This is a genomic window from Paenibacillus sp. FSL H3-0469 (assembly GCF_038051945.1).
Lineage (GTDB): Bacteria > Bacillota > Bacilli > Paenibacillales > Paenibacillaceae > Paenibacillus_AQ.
The window spans coordinates 7,583,226-7,603,633 of the sequence record NZ_CP150302.1 but is presented as its reverse complement, the minus strand read 5'-3'; the positions used below and the strand labels follow the sequence as shown (position 1 = coordinate 7,603,633).

Annotated in this window: 21 protein-coding genes; 5 read left to right on the top strand and 16 right to left on the bottom strand. The window is 50.7% G+C overall.

Going from position 1 to position 20,408, the window contains the following annotated elements:
* Positions 1-35: 35 nt before the first annotated feature.
* From NSS83_RS32830 to NSS83_RS32785, 10 genes are all read right to left on the bottom strand, one after another.
* Positions 36-1,274, bottom strand: a complete 1,239-nt coding sequence (locus tag NSS83_RS32830) for an ABC transporter permease subunit (protein ID WP_341347373.1) — start codon at positions 1,272-1,274, stop codon at positions 36-38.
* 12 nt (positions 1,275-1,286) lie between these two features.
* Positions 1,287-2,525, bottom strand: coding sequence for an ABC transporter permease subunit (locus NSS83_RS32825; protein ID WP_341347372.1), 1,239 nt, complete (start codon positions 2,523-2,525; stop codon positions 1,287-1,289).
* A gap of 12 nt (positions 2,526-2,537) precedes the next feature.
* Positions 2,538-3,428 (bottom strand): ABC transporter ATP-binding protein, encoded by an 891-nt coding sequence (locus NSS83_RS32820; RefSeq protein ID WP_341347371.1) that lies wholly within the window; start codon positions 3,426-3,428, stop codon positions 2,538-2,540.
* A 45-nt stretch (positions 3,429-3,473) separates the two neighbouring features.
* The gene (locus tag NSS83_RS32815) at positions 3,474-4,259 is read right to left on the bottom strand and encodes a hypothetical protein (RefSeq protein WP_341347370.1); all 786 of its coding nucleotides are present in this window, start codon (positions 4,257-4,259) and stop codon (positions 3,474-3,476) included.
* The gene (locus NSS83_RS32810; protein ID WP_341347369.1) at positions 4,195-4,791 is read right to left on the bottom strand and encodes a sigma-70 family RNA polymerase sigma factor; all 597 of its coding nucleotides are present in this window, start codon (positions 4,789-4,791) and stop codon (positions 4,195-4,197) included. The genes NSS83_RS32815 and NSS83_RS32810 overlap by 65 nt, the downstream gene beginning before the upstream one ends.
* Positions 4,792-5,130: 339 nt before the next feature.
* On the bottom strand, positions 5,131-5,889 hold the full coding sequence (locus NSS83_RS32805) for an ABC transporter ATP-binding protein (RefSeq protein WP_341347368.1): 759 nt from the start codon (positions 5,887-5,889) through the stop codon (positions 5,131-5,133).
* A gap of 9 nt (positions 5,890-5,898) precedes the next feature.
* Complete coding sequence (locus NSS83_RS32800; RefSeq protein ID WP_341347367.1) at positions 5,899-8,217, bottom strand: ABC transporter permease; 2,319 nt, start codon at positions 8,215-8,217, stop codon at positions 5,899-5,901.
* A gap of 3 nt (positions 8,218-8,220) precedes the next feature.
* Positions 8,221-9,501: an MFS transporter gene (locus NSS83_RS32795; protein ID WP_341186492.1), complete on the bottom strand. Its 1,281-nt coding sequence runs from the start codon at positions 9,499-9,501 to the stop codon at positions 8,221-8,223.
* On the bottom strand, positions 9,494-10,159 hold the full coding sequence (locus tag NSS83_RS32790; protein ID WP_341347366.1) for a TetR/AcrR family transcriptional regulator: 666 nt from the start codon (positions 10,157-10,159) through the stop codon (positions 9,494-9,496). The genes NSS83_RS32795 and NSS83_RS32790 overlap by 8 nt, the downstream gene beginning before the upstream one ends.
* A gap of 236 nt (positions 10,160-10,395) precedes the next feature.
* Positions 10,396-11,367: an aldo/keto reductase gene (locus NSS83_RS32785; protein WP_341347365.1), complete on the bottom strand. Its 972-nt coding sequence runs from the start codon at positions 11,365-11,367 to the stop codon at positions 10,396-10,398.
* A gap of 140 nt (positions 11,368-11,507) precedes the next feature.
* Between NSS83_RS32785 and NSS83_RS32780 the strand changes: the two genes are divergently transcribed.
* Positions 11,508-11,951 (top strand): MarR family transcriptional regulator, encoded by a 444-nt coding sequence (locus tag NSS83_RS32780; protein WP_076154525.1) that lies wholly within the window; start codon positions 11,508-11,510, stop codon positions 11,949-11,951.
* Positions 11,952-11,971: 20 nt separating this feature from the next.
* Here NSS83_RS32780 and NSS83_RS32775 read toward each other — a convergent pair whose 3' ends face one another.
* Complete coding sequence (locus NSS83_RS32775; RefSeq protein ID WP_341186496.1) at positions 11,972-12,349, bottom strand: metalloregulator ArsR/SmtB family transcription factor; 378 nt, start codon at positions 12,347-12,349, stop codon at positions 11,972-11,974.
* Between the two features lie 45 nt (positions 12,350-12,394).
* Entirely contained in the window at positions 12,395-12,850 is a 456-nt protein-coding gene (locus tag NSS83_RS32770; protein ID WP_341186497.1) for a MarR family transcriptional regulator, read from the bottom strand.
* A 177-nt stretch (positions 12,851-13,027) separates the two neighbouring features.
* Between NSS83_RS32770 and NSS83_RS32765 the strand changes: the two genes are divergently transcribed.
* Together NSS83_RS32765 and NSS83_RS32760 are read left to right on the top strand one after the other, a co-directional pair.
* On the top strand, positions 13,028-13,996 hold the full coding sequence (locus NSS83_RS32765; protein ID WP_341347364.1) for a zinc-binding alcohol dehydrogenase family protein: 969 nt from the start codon (positions 13,028-13,030) through the stop codon (positions 13,994-13,996).
* 177 nt (positions 13,997-14,173) lie between these two features.
* Entirely contained in the window at positions 14,174-14,779 is a 606-nt protein-coding gene (locus NSS83_RS32760) for a histidine phosphatase family protein (protein WP_341347363.1), read from the top strand.
* Positions 14,780-14,914: 135 nt separating this feature from the next.
* On the opposite strand, the gene NSS83_RS32755 is transcribed toward NSS83_RS32760, so the two are convergent.
* Positions 14,915-15,961, bottom strand: coding sequence for an aromatic ring-hydroxylating dioxygenase subunit alpha (locus tag NSS83_RS32755; RefSeq protein ID WP_341186500.1), 1,047 nt, complete (start codon positions 15,959-15,961; stop codon positions 14,915-14,917).
* A 346-nt stretch (positions 15,962-16,307) separates the two neighbouring features.
* Here NSS83_RS32755 and NSS83_RS32750 point away from each other — a divergent pair, with 346 nt between their 5' ends.
* Positions 16,308-16,850: an NAD(P)H-dependent oxidoreductase gene (locus tag NSS83_RS32750; protein WP_341186501.1), complete on the top strand. Its 543-nt coding sequence runs from the start codon at positions 16,308-16,310 to the stop codon at positions 16,848-16,850.
* A gap of 141 nt (positions 16,851-16,991) precedes the next feature.
* Here NSS83_RS32750 and NSS83_RS32745 read toward each other — a convergent pair whose 3' ends face one another.
* Entirely contained in the window at positions 16,992-18,059 is a 1,068-nt protein-coding gene (locus NSS83_RS32745; protein WP_341347362.1) for a LuxR C-terminal-related transcriptional regulator, read from the bottom strand.
* A 223-nt stretch (positions 18,060-18,282) separates the two neighbouring features.
* Here NSS83_RS32745 and NSS83_RS32740 point away from each other — a divergent pair, with 223 nt between their 5' ends.
* Entirely contained in the window at positions 18,283-19,410 is a 1,128-nt protein-coding gene (locus NSS83_RS32740) for a saccharopine dehydrogenase NADP-binding domain-containing protein (protein ID WP_341186503.1), read from the top strand.
* On the opposite strand, the gene NSS83_RS32735 is transcribed toward NSS83_RS32740, so the two are convergent.
* Both NSS83_RS32735 and NSS83_RS32730 read right to left on the bottom strand, forming a co-directional pair.
* Positions 19,382-20,155, bottom strand: a complete 774-nt coding sequence (locus NSS83_RS32735; protein WP_341186504.1) for a DUF817 domain-containing protein — start codon at positions 20,153-20,155, stop codon at positions 19,382-19,384. The two genes, NSS83_RS32740 and NSS83_RS32735, sit on opposite strands and share 29 nt — an antisense overlap.
* Positions 20,152-20,400 (bottom strand): helix-turn-helix transcriptional regulator, encoded by a 249-nt coding sequence (locus tag NSS83_RS32730; RefSeq protein ID WP_341186505.1) that lies wholly within the window; start codon positions 20,398-20,400, stop codon positions 20,152-20,154. The genes NSS83_RS32735 and NSS83_RS32730 overlap by 4 nt, the downstream gene beginning before the upstream one ends.
* Between the last annotated feature and the right edge of the window lie 8 nt (positions 20,401-20,408).

Genomic DNA, 20,408 nt, shown 5'->3' with positions numbered 1-20,408 from the left:
ATTAAAATAATACATAAAGTACGCTTTATTCTTAATCAGGCCACCTGATGCTTCTTAAATGCCCTAAAAGTAAGCGGAAGCAGCAAGGCTATTACTATAATAGCAAAGCCTGTGATGAACTTATACTCTAGAATTAATGCACCGAATAGATCAATCACTTCATAAGAAGTGATTTTTTTGAAACCATTAAACATATTAGCCGGAAATAAATCCATCAGTTGATTAAACAAACGGCTGCTCTTGCTTGCAGGAATAAAGAATGGACCAATTAAAAAAATACCAATCACAATAATAACTGAAAAGGGGCTATTCAACCTGCTAGACAGCCATAACGTCAATGCTCCTACTATCAGACAGCCTAAACTACCAATCAAGATCGTCCACAGATATGCTTGGATTACCGTATAGGGGACGGGAGCTAAAAGATCAATGATCTGTAAATTGGCTCCCGCGCCCTCAAAACCAAATATCCCCAGAAGAAGAAGCGTGTATAGCATGAGTGCTAAGAATAGTAAACCTAAAGATAAGATAAAGCCCGCCTTAAGTTTGGCAGTAATCACCTTATTCCTGCCATAGCGGGTAGACAATATTATTGCATCGGTGCCCCGCTGATATTCCCCAGCAAAGATTGGAGCGAGACATATCCCGATGGCTAAAGCAATCACTAAAAAGAGATTTTGAAGGTTTTGAAACACCTTCTCCCATCCGGTAACATAATCCATCTGAAAGGGAACGCGGAGTTTTTCGTTCATTGCATTAAAAAAAGTTTTCTCCCTATCTGAATAATTACCATAAGAATAATCGTAATCTAAATATCCATTGATTTTTTCCATCCGCTTCTCATAAAATCTCTTTGCTTCATCTTCATGTAATCTATTCATTACAGAATAATCGAACTGACTTAATGGTGAAAAGGCATACCGTATCAACGTATTGATCTGTTCATCCGGAACTTCGTATATAGCATAAGCCTGATTATTTAAATTCCCATTAGCATCAATATTTTTCGGATCAAGCAAAACTTTATTATGGCGTTCAATTGCATTTGCTATTTTTTCCGTTGATAAGGGTCCGGCTTGCTGACGCGCATATTGTCTTTCCAGAGAGATGGCTGCAAAACCTTTAATTTCTTTCCCCTCTGGATCTGTTATGTATGCCCCTGTAAACCTCATGTTGACCAAAAGCAAGACAACAGCCGTCACAAGCCCAATGGCGACATAAAATAATTTACTTCTAATTATTTTACGTATTTCAAAACGGGTTAGCGTGTTCATGAGTCATGCCCCCTATACAACCTGATGCTTTTTGAATGCTCGATAAGTAAAAGGTATCAGAAGTGCTATAGCAATTATCGAGAACACAACCATTATTTTATACGTTGGAATCAACTGTCCCCCGATATTAAATATTTCATAACCCGTTATCTTTCTAAAGCTGTCAAACATATTTCCGGGAAGCAGATCTGTCAGATAGCCTAATAGACGACTATTTTTGCTATCGGGGATAAACTGAGTACCTACAAGCAGGACTCCGGCTGCTACAATAACTGAGAATGAATTGCTCATCCGGCTGGAGAACCAAAGTGTCAAGGCTCCTGCCATAAGACATGCCAGACTGCCGATCAGTACCGTCCACAGGTAGGTCTCAATAACAGTGTAGGGAACAGGGGCCAAAAACTTGATCATTTGTACATGGGCGCCTGAACCATCAAATCCAAACACCCCGAGTATCAGGAAAGTATATATTGCAATTGAAAAAATAATTAATCCTGTAGAAACTATAAAGCTTGCTTTTAATTTAGCAACAATGGCTTTGCTTCTACCATAACGGGTAGATAGAACTATAGCATCCGTTCCTCTCTGATACTCCCCAGCAAAAACCGCTGCAAGGCTAAGCGCAATAACAAAAGCAATAACTAGAAAGAGACTCGGTAAATTCTCGAATACATTTTCCCAGCCAGTAACATAGTCCATCTGAAAAGGCACTGGAATTTGCTCGTCCATTTTAATAAAGTAAGCTTTTTCCTTATCAGTATAGTTGTTATCAGAATCATTGTTATTTAAAAACACCTGGACCTTTTCCAGCCGTTTCTGATAAAAATCCTTCATTTCTTCAGGATTGATTTTGTCGATTAAATCATAATCGTGTTCACCTGCAGGAGAAAAGGCATCCATTATTAAAAATTGAATTTGATTATCCCTAGTATCGTATTTTGCATTTGCTTCGACAGTCATCTCCCCCTTCTCATCCAGATTACTAGGATCATGGAGTAAGTCTTGATGCCTTCTTACAGCGGCCTCCATTGCTGCTATAGTTAACGGACCGGCAAGCTGCCGATTGTACTCTCTCTCTAGTTGAATGGCTGCTACTCCATTCAAGAATTTCGCCTCTTTACCTGTCATTTGAATATTTGTTACTAATAAAACAGATAATAATATCGCTACTGCTACCAAAACTAAAATTCCTATGTAAAATGATTTTCGTCGAATAATCTTTCGCAGTTCGAACCGCGTCAGTATATCCATGGATCATACCTCCTATTTTCCCTTAGCCGTGACAGCTTCTTCATCCTGGAAATGATATAAATAGAAGTCCTCCAATGAGGGTACGACTGCTACCGCCGTCTCATTCGGTTGATCTGCCGACACAATTCTCAATTCCACCTGGTCCCCTTCATGGCGTAAATTACTCACGCAATAACGGGCATTCCATTCCTCAGCATTCCGAAGCGGGACATGACAAGTCCATACATAGCCGTTCATCGTTGTTGTCAGTTGATCGACCGTTCCGCTCGCAATCAACTCTCCTTTTTTCATCACGAGAATTTGATCTGCAATATATTCCACATCGGATACAATATGAGTTGACATAATTACTATTTTATCCCTGGCCAGATCAGCAATTAAATTACGGAAACGGACCCGTTCTTTAGGATCAAGACCTGCCGTGGGCTCGTCCAGTACCAGAATGCGGGGATCATTAAGAAGAGCCTGTGCAATACCCAGCCGCTGCTTCATTCCTCCAGAAAAGGTACGAATTTTCTTCCGAGCCACATCTTCTAGAGCAACTGTGCCCAGTAAATCCCGTGCTTTCCCTTTTGATGCCGCCAAAGTCAATCCCTTTAGTGATCCAACATACCACAGAAACTCCTCTGCACTGAAATCAGGATAATAACCGAAGTCTTGGGGCAGATAGCCAAGCAAGTCACGATAGCGCTCCCCCATGTCACTGATATCTTCTTTATTCATCTGGATCGTACCTGATGTAGGGTTCAGGACTCCGCAGATCATTCGTAGCAGTGTTGTTTTTCCTGCACCATTTGCTCCCAGTAGGCCATAGACACCATTAGAAAGCTGAATTGAGATCCCGTTTACCGCTCTTTTGGCAGAAAATTGCTTGCTCACTTGATTTAATTTAAGTTCAAGCATTCCACACTTCTCCTTATAATCACAATTGATCTGTCTACTATAAACTTAATAATGTATTTTCACGGCTGTTTCCAGACTTTTGAAGTTCCTGCTTATCCCTCGAGTCTCATAGACAATCCCGCCCAAAGAAAGCACTAGTAATATCTGCCAAGATCCGGTTGCTGATGAAAGAAATAAGGATAATGGAGGAGTAAATGAACAAATAACCTGTACTATGATCAACAGTCCGCAATATGCCAGACAGTAATATCCACAATTTGTGTTACGAACTCGGTTCATTAACCAAAGAGATCCAAGACATGACACATTGAACGGTACCAGCAAATATAGCAGGAGGCTCACAATCTCCATCTCTATCCAAGCGTTCAAGAGAATGGCCAAAATGATCAGACCGATTAGATCCGCAATGCCAAGCAGACTCATGCGCACCAGTGTCAGCTTCTCCAGCCTCCGCCAGGTGCTTAATTCAATCTCTATCATATGACAAGTCAAAGATCGGGTCAGTGTCTGTAAACCCGTAATCACTAATAATGGGGCAGCAATAGAAGCCAACATGACAACTTCAATATCTCTGTGAGGTCGATTAATAAATTGATATAGAAGTACACCCATTCCAGCAACGATTAACAATTGTAGAATCCACACTTTCCAACTGATAAAAGTAAGTTGAGCCTTATAAAACTCTGGTAATGAGGCCCTTCGAGTCACCTGTATTTGAGGCAGCAACTTATTAGATCTATAAATCGTTTGTTCTATGCTCTCATGATCAACGGGAAATGAAGGGTAATTTCTTAGTGTAGTTGTGATGAAATTCCGCTGTTTTTTTTTCAACAATTTCACTCCCTTCTAAATAGTTTCTAAATACAACTAGTCCGCGATTCACCCGATATTGGACCATACATACGTTAACTCCGGTAACACGGGCAATGTCACGGAAGGTCATATCCAGACAGTATCGCATAAAGACCATTTCCCTCTGTTCTTCAGGCAGCAGCAGAAGCAATTCAGTCACCAGTTGCGCTCCTTCCACTTGCTCTTCAATAGAAGAGGTTTGCCGTGTATATACTTTTTCTGTTTCCTGCACTTGCTCCCAAGACAATGAGCGGCGTTTTTGCAGGTAATCATTACAAAGATTCCGGGCGATTGTGTATAAATAGGCAAGACATTTTCCCGCATGCCTGTACTTGTCAACACTTCTGCAGAATCGATAGAAGGTTTCCTGAGTCAGATCTTTTGCTTCTTCCTCACTTCGGACCCTGTAGTAGCAGTACTTCTGAATCCCCGGGTAGTAATGCTCGATCAGCGGTGTAAGATACTGCGTCTCCCCCTCCTGTATTCTTCGGATCCACTCCACCTCATCCACCAAGTTCCCTCCTCTCCTTATTATGTATAACTGATATACCCGTAAAAAAATGGAATCATATTGTGACTTTTTCGTGAATCTCCTGAAAAGATTCTTTTTCATATGAATCTGCCTAAATTTTGTTCAGATTGTTTACCTCTTCCAAATTTCCTAAACCTATATTTGTTTTAACGTCAAACGGATATTGAATAAAGTCCTGAAATTCAAAACCTTTAATATCAATTTAATTACATTTTATTATATAAAAAACATTACTAAGCATTTAGGTGCTCAGTAATGTTTTTTATCAGTAATTTTGCAGCTTTAGAGGACATGCTGAACTCAATTATTTTATTTCTATTAAATCCCAATCTCACGCATTTTCGCCGTGATTAAGTTCATGCGGGGCTCAAGCGTCCCTCCGCTGTATTTCGGCAGGCGCAGCTCATCGACGATCCGGCCGTCGCACATGAACATAATCCGCTGCGTCCTGGCCGCCACGGTGGCATCATGGGTGACCAGCATGATTGCCGTACCTTCTTCATTGATCCCGGACAGCAGGTCCATGATCTCCTCGGCAGCCTTCAGATTCAGTGCACCGGTCGGCTCATCCCCGAAAATAATGCGCGGACTGCCCATCAGCGCGCGGCAAATGCCCGCCCGTTGCAGCTGTCCGCCCGAAGCCTCCGTAATATTACGCTTCGCCAGCTCCGCAATCCCTGCCTTGTGCATAAGCTGCTGCGCCTTATCTGTAATGGCCGCAACCTTCCGCCGGTTACCGCGCATCGACGGCAGAATAATATTATCCAGGATGTTCAGATTCTTCATCAGCGTCGGCTGCTGGAATACGAAGCCCATCTCCGTTCTGCGTAGATCCGCAAGCTCATCGCCCTCCAGTGTTCCCAGATCCCTGCCCTCAAAAGCAACCAGGCCCCAGTCGATCCGGTCCATTCCGCTCAGTGCAAACATCAGCGTGGATTTCCCTGAGCCTGAGGGTCCCATCACCGAGACGAATTCACCTTCGTGAATATCGACAGATACTCCGTCCAGCACCTTGCGCTGCTCCGCGCCGGTGCCATATTGTTTGGTTATATTTTGACCCGAAATAATCTTCTTCATCTTCCTGATCTACTCCTTAATATTGCCGGATATTTGAATGCGGCCGATGCCCGAGGTTCCGGTAACCGCCCCGATGAGTACAGAACCGGTCATTAGCAGCGGACACAGCAGATACGCGGAGAGCGGATGGACCACGAACTTGAAGGACGATGCCCCGAAGGAGGAGATCACAGCCCCTGCAAGAATCTGCCCCAGGGTGTTCGCCAGCAGGGTTCCCAGCACCATCCCGATCACAAGTACAAATATAGAACGCGTATAATACTGTACCGTCAGATCCGAATTCCGGAAGCCCATGGATTTCATGACAGCAATAGGATAACGGTCCTTAGCTACAAGCATACGCATAAACAGCAGGGTAATCAGTACATTAAGGACCAGCATTACGGCCAGAGCAGCCCATGCGGCCTTACCGACTGAACGGATGGTGGAGCCGAAGGTCTGTGTCACATATTCATCAATCCCTGACACCTTGGCATAACTGAACTGCCGGGCATATTCGGAGACTGTGCTGCCCACCAGCGACTTATCTGCCAGCTCTGCATAGATGACAGACCACATCGCCTCTGCTGATCGTGTAGTGAATACGGCCTTGGCCGTTTTACCGCCGTTGGTCACATCGGAATAAATTCCGCTTACCGTAAGCGTCTGCGGTTCTCCGTCAAGCAGAAGGACGAGGGAATCCCCGGGCTTTTTGCCCAGATCTTTCGCATTGACGGCAGACAGGGCGATTTCATCCGCTGCCTCCGGTCTCCGCCCTTCCGAATAGGCCACCGGGAAAATAGAATGGTCTCCCAGCTCAACCTTTAACCGTTCCCCGGCTCCATGATCGAGCTGTACGTTAAGCGCCCGGGTGGTAAGCACAGCATAGCGGGATACCGACTGATCCTCGTCCATGACCCGCACAACCTCTGCGGCCTTCTCAGCAATATGGTCAGTCTGCTGGATATCCATGCGCAAATCACTGTCACCGATGCCCATATATGTAATGAAGCCCCGGGAGGAAATCGTATGATAGAGATTCTGGGGCACAATCATCAGGAAGGAAGAGATGACGAGCACCGCAAGCATGGTTGCGTATAGACCTTTTCTGGACACAACATCCTTAACCCCCAGATAGACATTCGTGTTCAGCAGCCGGTTGCCGCTCAAGGTGAAACGTCTGGAGCCCATCCGGGTCTCCTGGGATGTGCCATAACGGATGGCTTCGACCGCCGAAATCCTGCGGAAACGCTTCAGCACCCTGTTCACATAGACAACAATAGTAAGGAATACAAGCACTACACCAAGGACACCGCAGGCTAGGGCAAGCGCCGGATGCGCACTTTCGCCCATATACAGCCTGATATTCTCAAGGAGCAGACCTCTGAAGATGAATGATAACGTGAGGCCAAGGAGGCTGCCCAGAGCGGCTATCGCTGCGTATTTGGCCAGATAGATTCTTTTCAGATCCGAGACGCGCAGGCCGATGGCCTTCATAACACCAATCTCCCGGTAATCGCTCTCGATGGTAGCCATAAGGGTGAACCGTATACATAGAAAAGCAATAATAACGACCAAAACGCTCGCCAGCAGGATCACCGCAATCATCAGCCCGTCAGAAATCGCATTAAGCACTCTGAACAGGGGATATGTAATCACCGGGCCGTTCCCCTCAAGTCCCGCTGCGGTATAGTCGGTCTCAAAGGCCCCCAGCATCGACAGGTTCTTCAGCCTGAACTCAATCAGATATTCCGTGGTTCCGTACTGCGCCAGCTCTGCATAATCCGCCGGGCTGACGAGGAACCGCTTCGACGAAGCGAGCAGCGAGTTCATCTGTGAATCCCGCAGGAACCCCGCTACGGTGAGGCTTGTGTCACCCACGGTAACCGTCCCTCCGGCCTTGATGGAGCCATCCTTCATATAACTGATCGGGACATACACCTCGCCGCCCCGTACATCAATCACCTTCCCGTCCAGATCAAGCAGATAATCAAACTTCCTGCTCTGTGTGCTGAAGCCGTTATCCTGGACACTGTCAATAAGCGTATGGCCGTCCATACCAATCTTCGCGCCTTCTATGTTGAGGAACTCAAGCACCTGGTGATCCTCAACCTTGCTGTTCTGCTCTGCGAAGGCCGTGAGCCGGGCTTGATTCAGCTGTCCGGAATGCATCTGCAGAAAATGCGGCGTCTTCGCCTGTGTCATCAGATGATCAATGGCCCCTGTCAGGTTGACGACCAGAATGGCTGACAGAGAGACGAGCATGGCTGCGGCAGCTACGAACAGCATAGTCGTCAGCGTGATTCCCTTGCTTGTGCGGATATCGCTGCGGATTATTCGGTAAAACATAGCTTACCCCCTGCTCTCAAGACTTGTAATGGATTTAAGCCGATAGATCATGACCGAAGCGGCGCTTAACAGCAGCCCGGCAATAATAATGAGAAGTCCCATCCCCCGCCCGCTGCCTGTGCCGATAATCCGTCCCACACTATCCGCCAGGACTCCGCCGCTCACCAGCAATGGAGTAAATACGTAATCTGCCAGCACACCCGCCAGCATATAGGCCGCCACGAATCCGAGCTGTGAGAGCAGTCCGATCAGTGACCAGGCTCTACCCTGAACCGAATTATCGATATTGGTGCGGACCAGATAATCCAGGGCAGTATTCGTGAAGGGCAGCATGGCAAAAAACATAAACCCCGCAGCGCCAATCAGCACAATATTCTCACGCAGACCGAAGACCGCGATACTGATTCCTGAGCAAAAAAGCGACACTGCCAGCATGCGCACGAAATTCTTTTGTATCCGCAGCATCCCTATCACGACACTCGACACCAGCATTCCCGAGGCCATGACCGTCTCCAGCGTCCCCAAGACCGCACTGCTGGAGAACGCCAGAATCATCGGCATGGACAAGGTCTCAATGAATCCGATGAAGAAGGTCATGACCGAGGTCATAATCACCAGCACCAGCACCCCACGGTTCCCGGAGACCGCTCGCCAGCCTTCTTTGAATTCCCGGATAAAGGCCTGTGCCTGTTCCGCCTGCTTGGAGGCCAGACCGCTGCGGACGGCAAGGGTAGTCGGTACGGTTAAGAAAAATGTACAGATGTCGATGATCAGCAGCAGCTTCACATCAGACACTGTCAGCAGCAGCCCGGCAATAAGCGGCGAAATCAGATATTTGGCGGAGCCGGCAATCTGTACAAAACCGCTGGCCTTCGTATACTGCTCTTCGGTGAGCAGATCCGTTACCGTAGCCTTATAGGCGGGATCAAGCAGAGAGGAGAACACCGAGCTGACGGTCACGCCTAAGCATATCTGCCACAGCTGCGCTTCTCCATTCAGCAGGCAGACCAGAATATAGATCAGACCTAAGGCAGATAGACTGTCTCCAATTACCATCAGCAGCCTGCGGTCATAGCGGTCCGCCAGCACGCCTGCGACAGGACTTAGCAGCAGGGAAGGCATGAATGCCAGCAGGGTCACCAGCGCCATCGCCGATGCCTGCCCGGTCTGCTGTAAGGTATAGATCCCCAGCCCGAACGCGGTGAGCCCGCTGCCGATGGCTGAGATCAGTTGCCCTGACCACAGAAACAGAAATCTGCCGAACCCTGTGCCGGAGCTATTCATCCCTATGCTCCACATTGGCTTCACCTGCGCCGCCGAACATCTGCATCACACTCATCAGACTTCCGCCCGCAGCACCAAGCAGCCGTTCCACATTGGCAATGAAGGCCAGAATGCGTAACATCCGCTCTTCCTCCGTCATGTCAACCATGTCATTATCAAAAATGGTGGTGGCATAGACTACAACCATCTCCATACATTCATACGGATAGGGAGTACTGAATATCCCCTGCTCTATTCCCTCGCTGATGATGGAGGCCAGAATGGGCGGAACGCTGCGGATGACCGCCTTCTGAACCTTTTGATGCATCAGCGCATTCTGCGGCTTGTGGATATGCTCCATGATCCCGGTGCTGCTGCCGTCTCCGCTGCTGATGTTCAGCGCCATGACTACACGGAGAATCCGGTCAATGACGGGTATGCTCTTATCTTCAGCAACCTGCTGTGCGGCATGAAGGATAGTGGCATTCGTCCGCTCAATCAGCGCGTCCATAATATCCTCCTTCGACTTGAAGTGATAATATAGCGTCCCGCGTGCAATGCCGACCTTGCCCAGAATATCGCCAGTGCTCGTACCGTCGAAGCCCTTCTGTCCGAACAGCTCCCCGGCTGCATCCAGAATCTCATTTCTGCGGGCTTCCGCTTCTTTGACAACTCTCATGGTCATGTCTCCTTATGGTGAAGCTTGGATTGTTCTGCCTGTGCTTGGAAATATGCTTATCATAGCTGATTTACCGACCGACTGTCTGTCGGTAAGTAATTATAGCATAATAGGTTTGTATGGAACAAGATGGCTTAATTAACGGATATCCTTCTGCCACAACAGACGAAGTCATTATTTCTAACTTCAACGAGAAACGGACACCGCTAGAGTGTCCGCTCATAGATCCGTATGGTTTATTGTAATGAATGAGGAATATAAAGTTCTTCCAGGCTGATGATTTCTTCAGGTGTCAATTGCACAGATAGTGACGCTACTGCTTCTTCCAGATGGCTGATCCGGGTAGACCCGATGACCGGAGCAGTAACCTCTTGCTTGTGCAGCAGCCAGGCCAGAGCGATTTGTGCGCGCGAAATCCCCCGGTTAGCAGCAACTTCTGCTACTCTGTGTGCAACTTTGCGGTCCGCCTCTTCCGTTCTTGCGAACATCGCCTTGGCAACCTGGTCCTTCTCTGAACGTTCAGTGAACTGATCCCAATCTCTGGTTAAGCGGCCTGCAGCCAGTGGCAAATAAGGAGTAATGCCCACTCCTTGATCCTTACACAGCGGGAGCATCTCCCTCTCCTCTTCCCGGTAGAGCAAGTTCAGCCTATTCTCCATCGAGATGAACCGGGTCCAGCCATTTCGTTCTGCGGCATGCTGGGCCTTCGCAAATTGCCATGCCAGCATAGAAGATGCTCCAATATAACGCGCCTTCCCCGCCTTCACGATATCATGCAGAGCCTCCATCGTCTCCTCAATGGGCGTATTCGGATCATAACGGTGAATTTGATAGAGGTCAATGTAGTCTGTTCCGAGCCGTCTTAGGCTGTGGTCAATCTCGGTCATTATGGTTTTACGGGAGAGACCCATCGCATTCGGACCCTTCCGCATGGGGACGAACACCTTCGTGGCCAGCACAACTTCTTCCCGGCGGGCAAAATCCTTGATTGCGCGTCCTAGTATTTCTTCACTGGTGCCATCTGAATACATATTGGCTGTACTGAAGAAGTTAATGCCTAATTCGACTGCTCTTCTAATGATCGGTCTGCTGCTCTCTTCATCCAGCAACCAGGGCGTATTGCCGCGTTCCGGCACACCGAAGCCCATAGTTCCCAGACTTAACCTTGATATATCCAATCCGCTTACTCCAAGCTTCACATATTCCATAGAATAAAAACACCCCTTCATATCTGATATAGGTTGACATATCAACCAAAACAATACATCTCTCCTTTGGTTGACATGTCAACTTATAAATACACAGTAACACCTTGTGGTTGATACGTCAACCATGATATGATTCTTCTATGGATAATATGAACGAATTAAACGAAGAAGAAATGCGGATTTGGAATATGTGGAAAGGCTCCTACAAACGAATCTTCGGCCGTGTTGTGAAGGATATGTCTGAGCAAACAGGATTATCCGAGGGTGACTTCGGAGTATTAGACAGGCTGGTGCAGTTCGGGGAGGGCAAGCTTCGCCAACAGGAGCTAGCCGACTCCATGGACTGGGACAAGAGCAGGCTATCCCATCATCTGACACGGATGGAGAAGCGTGGTCTGGTACAAAGAAAACCGCTGGATACCGACCGGGGTGTACAGATTAACATTACTCCCGCCGGCCGGTCCATTCTGGATGAGGCACTTCCGGTAGTCTCTACGGCCATACGCAAGCACTTCCTGGCACTGCTGACCGAGCAGGATAAGAAGTCCATTATTGCACTGGCGGAGCGGACCAAGACACCTTAATAGTTCAGATTAGTAATAGCTTAGTCCTCAAGCAGCAGTTCTTCCCTAACAGGAGAATCGCTGCTTTGTTCGCATTGTGCCAGAACCTTCTCCAGCCCGTTCACCAAGCTTTTGAGCACCATCAGCTTGCTTCCAGAGTCCAGCCGGTAATAGTTGCGGGTGCCGTCTTTGCGGACGCTAACAATTCCGGCCTCTATCAAGATTCTAAGATGATGGGACACGACCGGACGGGAAAAGTGGGTGGCCCCTCTTATCTCGCCTACACGCATACCCGGATCTTGCGGCCCTTGCAGCAAGGCCATCAGGATGGCTTGCCGGGTCTCGGCACCGGCCGCGTTCAGCACCTTCAGCGAATTCCTGAATTGAGACGCCAGTTCATCCATCAGTTCCTGGTCCATGGAAATCCCTCCTATGTGCTTCATCGTCAAGAACCCTACCGTTTATCAGCGGCTCACCCCTGGAGCAGTGACCAGAATCTTGCTGGCCAGGGCAATCATCTGCGCCTGCTCCTCCCCGGTAAGACTATCGGTTACCGCCATAATCTGACGCTCGATCTGCTCCCCGACCTCGTGAATAATCTTCCAGCCTGTCTCCGTAGCCCTCACATTGAATGCCCGCCGGTCAATCTGTGATACGGTACGCTCTACCAGCCCGCGGCGCTGTGCCCGGTCAACGAGCCCTGTAATGCTGGATTTATCGAGGCCCAGATGCTTGGCCAGCTGCAGCATACCCGGCTCCCGGTCGCGCAGTATCCCCAGCAGACGGATCTGGATAATCGACAGATCATGCTCCGTTCCTATTCGGGCAAGGATATTTTGCACCAGGAAGGATAGCTGCACAAGGCTGTCTACCATCGAGAGATCATCCAGCTTATCAAAAGAATTATCGTAACTGCTCATTGATTTCACTCCGCACTTTTGTATATTTCAGACTTGTTTGCTCCTATTGTACCACAGTAGCCGTTGACATTGTACGTAATACAAACTATATTGTTTGTATTACAAACTTTTTAGTTTGTTTCACAAACAAAATCACTCACCCGGATATAAATATCCTGGTAAATTGGAGGCCTATTTATGTACGCTGCTATTGTAAGATCATTCGATTCAGGTCCGAAATACGAAAAGATTGCTGCTCTCGTACCTTCAGGAGAACACGAAGCTTTGGTGGATGTGCTCGCTGCCGGATTGCATCTCCGGGTCCGGGCACAAGCCAATGGATCTCACTACACAAGTACGGATGAACTGCCGCTAATCCCCGGTATTGACGGCGTCGGACGGCTCCCGGATGGCAAGCTGGTGTATTTTGTAGCCACCGATAATGCCCTGGGGTCGTTCGCAGACCAGACCCTCATCGATCTTCGCCGCGCTGTCCCGCTACCCGCAGATGCTGATCCCGTGCTCATCGCCGCCGCAATGAATCCGGCCATGTCCTCCTGGGTGACTCTCAGCCGCCGGATTCAGGCTAAGTCCGGGTTCAAGGTTCTCATTCTTGGCGCTACCGGCAACTCCGGGCAAATGGCCGTTCAGATCGCCAAGCTTATGGGAGCCAGTCAGATCATCGCCGCCGGGCGGAACCCGCAACGGCTCAGTTCACTTACACAGCTTGGTGCGGATGTAATCATATCGCTTGCCGGAGATCCCGGGACTGTGGCCCGGAACCTCGGCGAAGCCTCAGCCGAAGTGGATATCGTGCTCGACTATTTGTGGGGTGAGCCTGCTGCACTCGCTATGCTCCCGATATTAACCCGCCGTTCCGACCGCAGCCGGCTGTTAACCTGGATTCAGATCGGTTCCATGGCTGGCGCGGACGCTGCAATTCCTTCCGCTGCACTCCGCTCTGCCAACTTCCAGATCATCGGCAGCGGCCAGGGGTCCGTCACGCCAGCCGGATATCTGGCGGAATTCCCGGCGTTGATCCATGCCATTGCAGAGGGTCAGCTCACAGCGAACCCTATCGTTTATCCGCTATCTCAGATTGAAGAAGTATGGAAGACTCCGCCGGGCAGTCAGCAGCGTGTTGTCTTCGTGCCGCCCCACAAGTAGTTTCCGAACCTTCCAAGTAAGCTATGTCCGGGTATTGTCATGCTGCGTTGCTTCGATTGTAACTTCTGTTCTTGAACATTCTGGAAAGTGAGTGATAGACTTAGCAGGGTATCCTACTTGAAGGAATCTTTTAAGGAATCATACTAACGCATCATAGAACAGGAGGCCGAAGAGCAGTTGGCGATTTATCTGGTAAGACACGGCAAGGATGACGAAGGATATCGCGGCGGCTGGAGCCAGCGGGGACTGAATACCCAGGGTTACAGACAAGCCGAGAAGCTTGGCCGTTTTTTGAGAGAGAATTCAGCTTCATTCCCTATACAACGTATAGTCAGCAGCGATCTCCAGCGGGCGCTGGATACAGCCGGCGAGCTGGCCAGAGAACTGGAGTTACCCTTGGAGCACAGCATGGGCTGGCGGGAGATGAATAATGGCGTGATCGCCGGTATGCCGAACGAAATCGTGAATGAACGGTACCCCGGCTTATACTTCTCAGGACTGCGGATGGACGAGCGTTACCCCGGCGGAGAGAGTCCGCTCGAATTCTTCACCCGGATTCAAGAGGCCTTCACCCGGCTCTGCGAAGAGCATGCGGACAGCGGCCCTGATGATAACCTAATTATTGTTACACATGGCGGTGTTATAAATATCATCTATCACATCATCAAAGGGATCGACTGGAATAACCGGGGCAGTAAATTCCCGGCTTCCTATGCCAGCCTGCACAGAATTGAGCTTGTGGATGGAAGATGGGACCTTTCGCTGGAAAATTATACAGTCTAGCTGCTGCCGCTAACACTCCGTTACGCAGGCAGTTTCCACCTAATCAACACAACAGCACACGCCCGGCAGCAGAGAGCCTAATCTCGGCAGCCGGGCGTGTGCTGTTAATAATACCTAAGTAACTGAAATAATGAATCAGGACGTATAATTCTGCCCCAGCCCAAGGCTGCTTAGCAGCTGTCTATAGGCAATGGAGGTGCGGTCTGCCGGAATGTGGGCCTCAGCCTGCAGATCCAGCGGCAGATCCTCCGGCGTCTGCGACTCCACCATTTCTGCATCCTCCTGGAACACCTGGAGATTGAACTTGATGGTATCCTCGATCGGGGCGTTCTTGTCGAAGTTGCGCGAGATCGGGCAGAACAGCCGGGTATAACGGGCCGACACCGGCGAAGCACAGTTCAGAATCTTCAGCCGGCCCTCATCCGGGAAATAGACCGTCAGCGAAGCGGCGAACGGGGCGAATACCCGGAACTCCCGCAGCCACTGGAAGCCTTCCGGCGCGGGATTCTCCTGCCCTTTGCCATAGTTGCTGACTGTGCTCCAGTATTCGGCCACCAGCTCCGTCTCCCCTTCGCGCCACACCTTGTACTGGGGGACCTCTGTATTATTGCGGTCACCGAAGGTTGCCGTATGCACGTAGGCGAAATGGGATACATCCAGGAAGCCCTCCATCTGCCGCCCGGAGGAGCCGGCAATGTCGAAGCTAGGGATCAGAATATTAATATAGTCGGGATCATCCCAGGCCGGGAAGGCGGGAATCTGCTCCGGCTCATCTGCAAGGCAGGTCCAGATCAGACCGTAGCGTTCGATGGCCGGATAGACAATCAGTTTCAATTTGGGCGAGATTTTGGCGCTTGGATGTGCCGGTACCGCAGTACATTTCCCCTCGCAGTTATAGCGGAACCCGTGATACGGGCAGACAATCTCCCCGTTCTCCACCCAGCCCTTACTCAGCGGGGCTCCCCGGTGAAAACAGAGATCCCGGGCAATAACCACCTTGCCTCCGCTGCGGTAGCATACCAGCTTCATATCCAGCAGCTTCACCGCCACCGGCTGATCCTGTACCTCTGCTGCCGTAGCCACCGGATACCAGTACCGGGCCAGAATACGCCAATCTTCAGGCGAGAAGGTGCAATCACGCGGGAGTTCAAGCTCTGTCTGCCGTTTCTTTTCCTCTATCATGGCTGCGCCCACCTCTCCATATATTATAGGTACATAAGATTCTTTAATTATATGTCAGAATAACTGACTTGTTGAGTGTATTTTAAGCTAATTTCATCATTACAATCAATTATCCAGCTGATTATTTTGGATTCAAGCCTAAAATCAACTATTCAATGTTATGCAAAATAACATATCAGTTGATTTCTAATACCCATAAAATGCATGTAAGTGGGCCGTTTTAATTTTTAGCTAAAAATTTAACTAGGTTTCAAAATTTCACTTGCTTTATTAAAGTTATCAGCTATAATAAAAAACATATCAAGCAAAACAAATTACGGAAAACAAAATTCGAGGAGGAATTACAATGACAACACTTAATATCGGAATTATTCTTGGAAGCACACGCCAGGGCCGCGTTAGCCCGCAGGTAGGGCAATGGGTGAAGGGAATTGCTGACGCCCGCGGAGATGCCAATTACGAAATCGTAGATATTGCCGACTTCAAGCTGCCGATGTTTGGGGAAAGCGACAGCTACGCTGAAGCCCAGGCTTGGGCAGCTAAGCTGGCTACGCTGGACGGATTCGTATTCATCGTGCAGGAATATAACCACAGTCTCTCCGGGGCACTGAAGAACGCACTGGATTCTGCCCGTGAAGAATGGAATAACAAGGCTGCCGGGATCGTCAGCTACGGCTCCGCCGGAGGCGCCCGCGCCGCTGAGCATCTGCGCGGAATCCTCGGCGAATTGTCCGTTGCCGACGTTCGTGTTCACCCGCTGCTCTCGCTGTTCACCGATTTCGAGAACGGCTCGGTGTTCAAGCCGGCTGACCTGCATGCCGCCAACGTCAATGCTATGCTGGATCAGGTCTTGGCCTGGAGCGGCGCGCTGAAGACACTTCGCCAGTAAGAGTTCATTCGGGCGCTCCTTCCAGCCAGTTGCGAAACCGTTCCAGTTATGTAAAGGTCCCAGACATGAAACAAGGGGAATCTCCACAGCCGCCTGGCTGGAGATTCCCCTTATTTGTTCTACAATAATGATTCTCTACCCTTATCGCGGAAGCAGCCTGCTGATCAGCTCCCGGCGGCTGGATACATCGGCTTTGGCGAAGATCGATTTCAGATGATCCTGCACCGTATAAGCAGAGATATGAAGCGACTCGGCCAGCTCCTTGGTCGATAAGCCCAGCGACAGCATCTCGGCGAGCTGCTTCTCCCGCGCGGTGAAGGCAAAGGCCTCGGCCAGCAGCCTGAACACATCCGCAGAGCGGGCGCTGACGAAAGACACGGCCAGCAGCCGCTCCGGGCCGCCAAGCAGGCTTGCGGTTACGGTCAAGTAAGTCGCGTCTCCGGTCTGGAGACAGATTCTTGCCCGTGAAGGTTCAGCTCCGGCAGGCTTCTTCTCCTGCTCCGCAAGTACCCGCAGGCAGACGGCGCGTACCGTTCCGGGCAGCGCCTCCTCCGCCAGCTTCTCCTTCTGCCGGAGCCGGGCCAGCCAATTCTCCGCCGCAGTATTGGAGCTTTGCGGAGACAGATGCTCATCCAGCACCAGGATACCGTTGTCCTCCGGCACTTCCTTATCCGCTGCGGTCACCGGCAGGGCAGAGGCATAGCTGCGCAGACGTTCAGCGATCAGCGGCCCCGCCGCCGCGATCAAGGCGCATTCGTGCTCCTTGAACGGCGGTTGCCCCAGCGGCCGGAACAGGGTCAGGAACCCCCAGCAGACCCCGCCTGTGCGCAGCGCCACGCGCAGCTCATCCCCGAATCCGGCGGGCTGCAGCACCTTGCGGTAGCGTTCGCTCCGCTCCGGTTCCCCGCCTGTAGCTCCGCTTAAGCTGACTACCGGAATGTCCGCTATAGCCAGCTGCGCGTAGTTCATCTCATCCTCACGCAGATATTCATATTCCAGCAGCACGGAATGCACCGCCTCCAGTCCCTGCTCCGTCACTGCCCCGGTCGTTAAAAGCGTATGCGGGTCTACGGTCGTACAGCAGGCCGCACTAAAGGGAACCAGCCGGCGGAGCCTGGCAATCACCGCTTCCCGGTACTGCATCGAATCCTGGTCAGGCCCGCCCCGTGCCGGATCAAGCTTCGCAATGCTTCGTATCGCCTCGTTCATCTTCCTTCCTCTCCGAAATCCCACAAATGTGGGATAGTCTATCGCCCGTAATCCCCGGATAATAATACACAAGCGGAAACGGCTTTGCCGTCTTTTTTAAGGACGGTATCGTTTCAGCGAGAAATATAAGGATAAGTTATCGTCTGCAACATATAAATCCTTATATTTTTAATCTAATTATACCGCAGATACTGCGTAATATTATAAAGGACGGGATTCTATCATGAAAACAGATATTATAGTCATTGGCGGTTACGGTCACGTGGGATCACAGATTAGTCGTATTCTTGGAGAGAAGTACCCCGGCAAGGTCTATGCGGCAGGAAGAAATCTGCAGCGTGCCGAAGAGTTCTCCCGCAGCACCGGCGGGCATGTGAAGCCGCTCCGGCTGGCAGCGGATCAGCCTATGAACCCTCAGCTGCTGGACAAGACAAGGCTGGTCATCATGTGTCTCGACCAAGCGGACACCCGGCTGGCCGCAGCCTGCCTGCAGAGCGGAACCCATTACGTAGATGTCTCAGCAAACGGAGAATTCCTGACTAAGTTACAGCAACTGGACCCGGTCAAGCATGGCTTCCAGGCCTCTGCCCTGCTCAGTGTCGGCCTCGCTCCCGGCTTAACGAATCTGCTTACCGCGCAGGCCGCCCGGGAGCTTGCGCATACGGAGTCAATTGATATCTCCATCATGCTGGGGCTGGGCGACAGCCACGGGCAGGCGGCGCTGGAGTGGACGGTGGACAACCTCGCGGCGGATTTCACCATCACCGAACACGGCAGACCGCGTTCCGTCTCCAGCTTCACAGAAGCCAAAGCTGCTGATTTCGGCTTTGACTTGCGGCAGCACCGGACCTACCGCTTTCCTTTCTCGGATCAGGTGACCCTGCCGCTGACCCTGAATGTCCCTTCGGTCTCCACCCGGCTCTGCTTCGATTCCCGCAGCGCCACCTCCGCCGCAGCCCTGCTGAGGCGCTCCGGCTTGACCCGCCTGCTTCGTAACCGGACGGTCCGCAATCTCGCGGTCAAGGCACTCAGCCGCATCAGCTTCGGCTCGGAAGGCTACGCCGTCAAGATAGACGCCTACGGGTCATTGAATGGCAAGCCTGCTAAGGTAGAATACGGAATTGCAGGTGTCCACGAAGCGGCCATAACCGCCGTCACCGCTGCCGGGGTTGCGCTAAGGCTATATGAATCTGCCCCGGAGCCCGGAATCTATCACATCGAGCAGCTCTTCGCGCTCCATGCCGAAGGGGAAGAGTGTACGCTCGTCCCGGCAGCTCCAGGCGGAAGCGGTTCGTCCTTCCGTTACCCGCTGGACGGGCTGGCTATCTGGTCCCGGTCCTCCCGGCCTTGACATGCTTAAGCTGAGCGACAATGATCACGCTGATAATCACAAGCAGGAACCAGGAGCTGATCTTGCCAAAGCCTACCAGTTGCCACCGCTCGTGCTGGTCCGGGTACTGCCACGCCCCGAGGAAGGTGGCGATATTCTCAGCCAGCCAGATGAAGAAGCCGACAATGGCAAAAGCCAGTACAAGCGGCATCCGGTACGTCTTGCCCAGCACCTGGTAAATGATCCAGGTCCGCCAGAATACGACCACGACCAGTGCTGTCAGCCACCAGCGGAGATCGGGAATGAAGTGGTGGGTGAAGAAGTTCAGATAGATCGCGCCGCCCAGCAGCCCCGCCGAAGCCAGACCCGGCCAGCCGGTCAACTCCATCTGCAGCCTGCGCCAGATCTGGCACATGAAGCTGGCCACGCTGGCGTACATGAACCCGCTGTACAGCGGAACGCCGAACAGCTTCGTATAGCCGGGCTCCGGGTACGCCCAGGAGCCCATTTGGATTTTATAGAGCTCCAGCACCAGACCAATCACATGAAACACACCGATCACCTTAATCTCATCCAGCGTCTCCAGCCCGCTCCGGTACATCAGGTACTGCACAGTAAGCAGGATCAGCAGAATCAGATCATAGCGGTGGATGAACGGCAGCCGGAACGTCTCCGTAAGAATGAGCGTCCCGAAGATCGCCACAGGAAAAATACAGCTCATCGCCTGATGATACCCGAAATGCAGCAGCCGTGTTATGGGATTCACTCCGGCCCGCCTCCCGTTCCCGGCTCCTCCGGTTCACCGTTGTCCGGTATGTATTCCAGCAGATCCCCCGGCTGGCAATCAAGCGCCTTGCAAATGGCGGACAGCGTTGAGAAGCGGATCGCTTTGGCCTTGCCGTTCTTAAGGATCGACAGGTTCGCCATAGTGATGCCCACGCGCTCTGTAAGCTCAGTCACACTCATCTTCCGTTTCGCCAGCATCACATCAATATTCACTATAATCGCCATAGTCATCA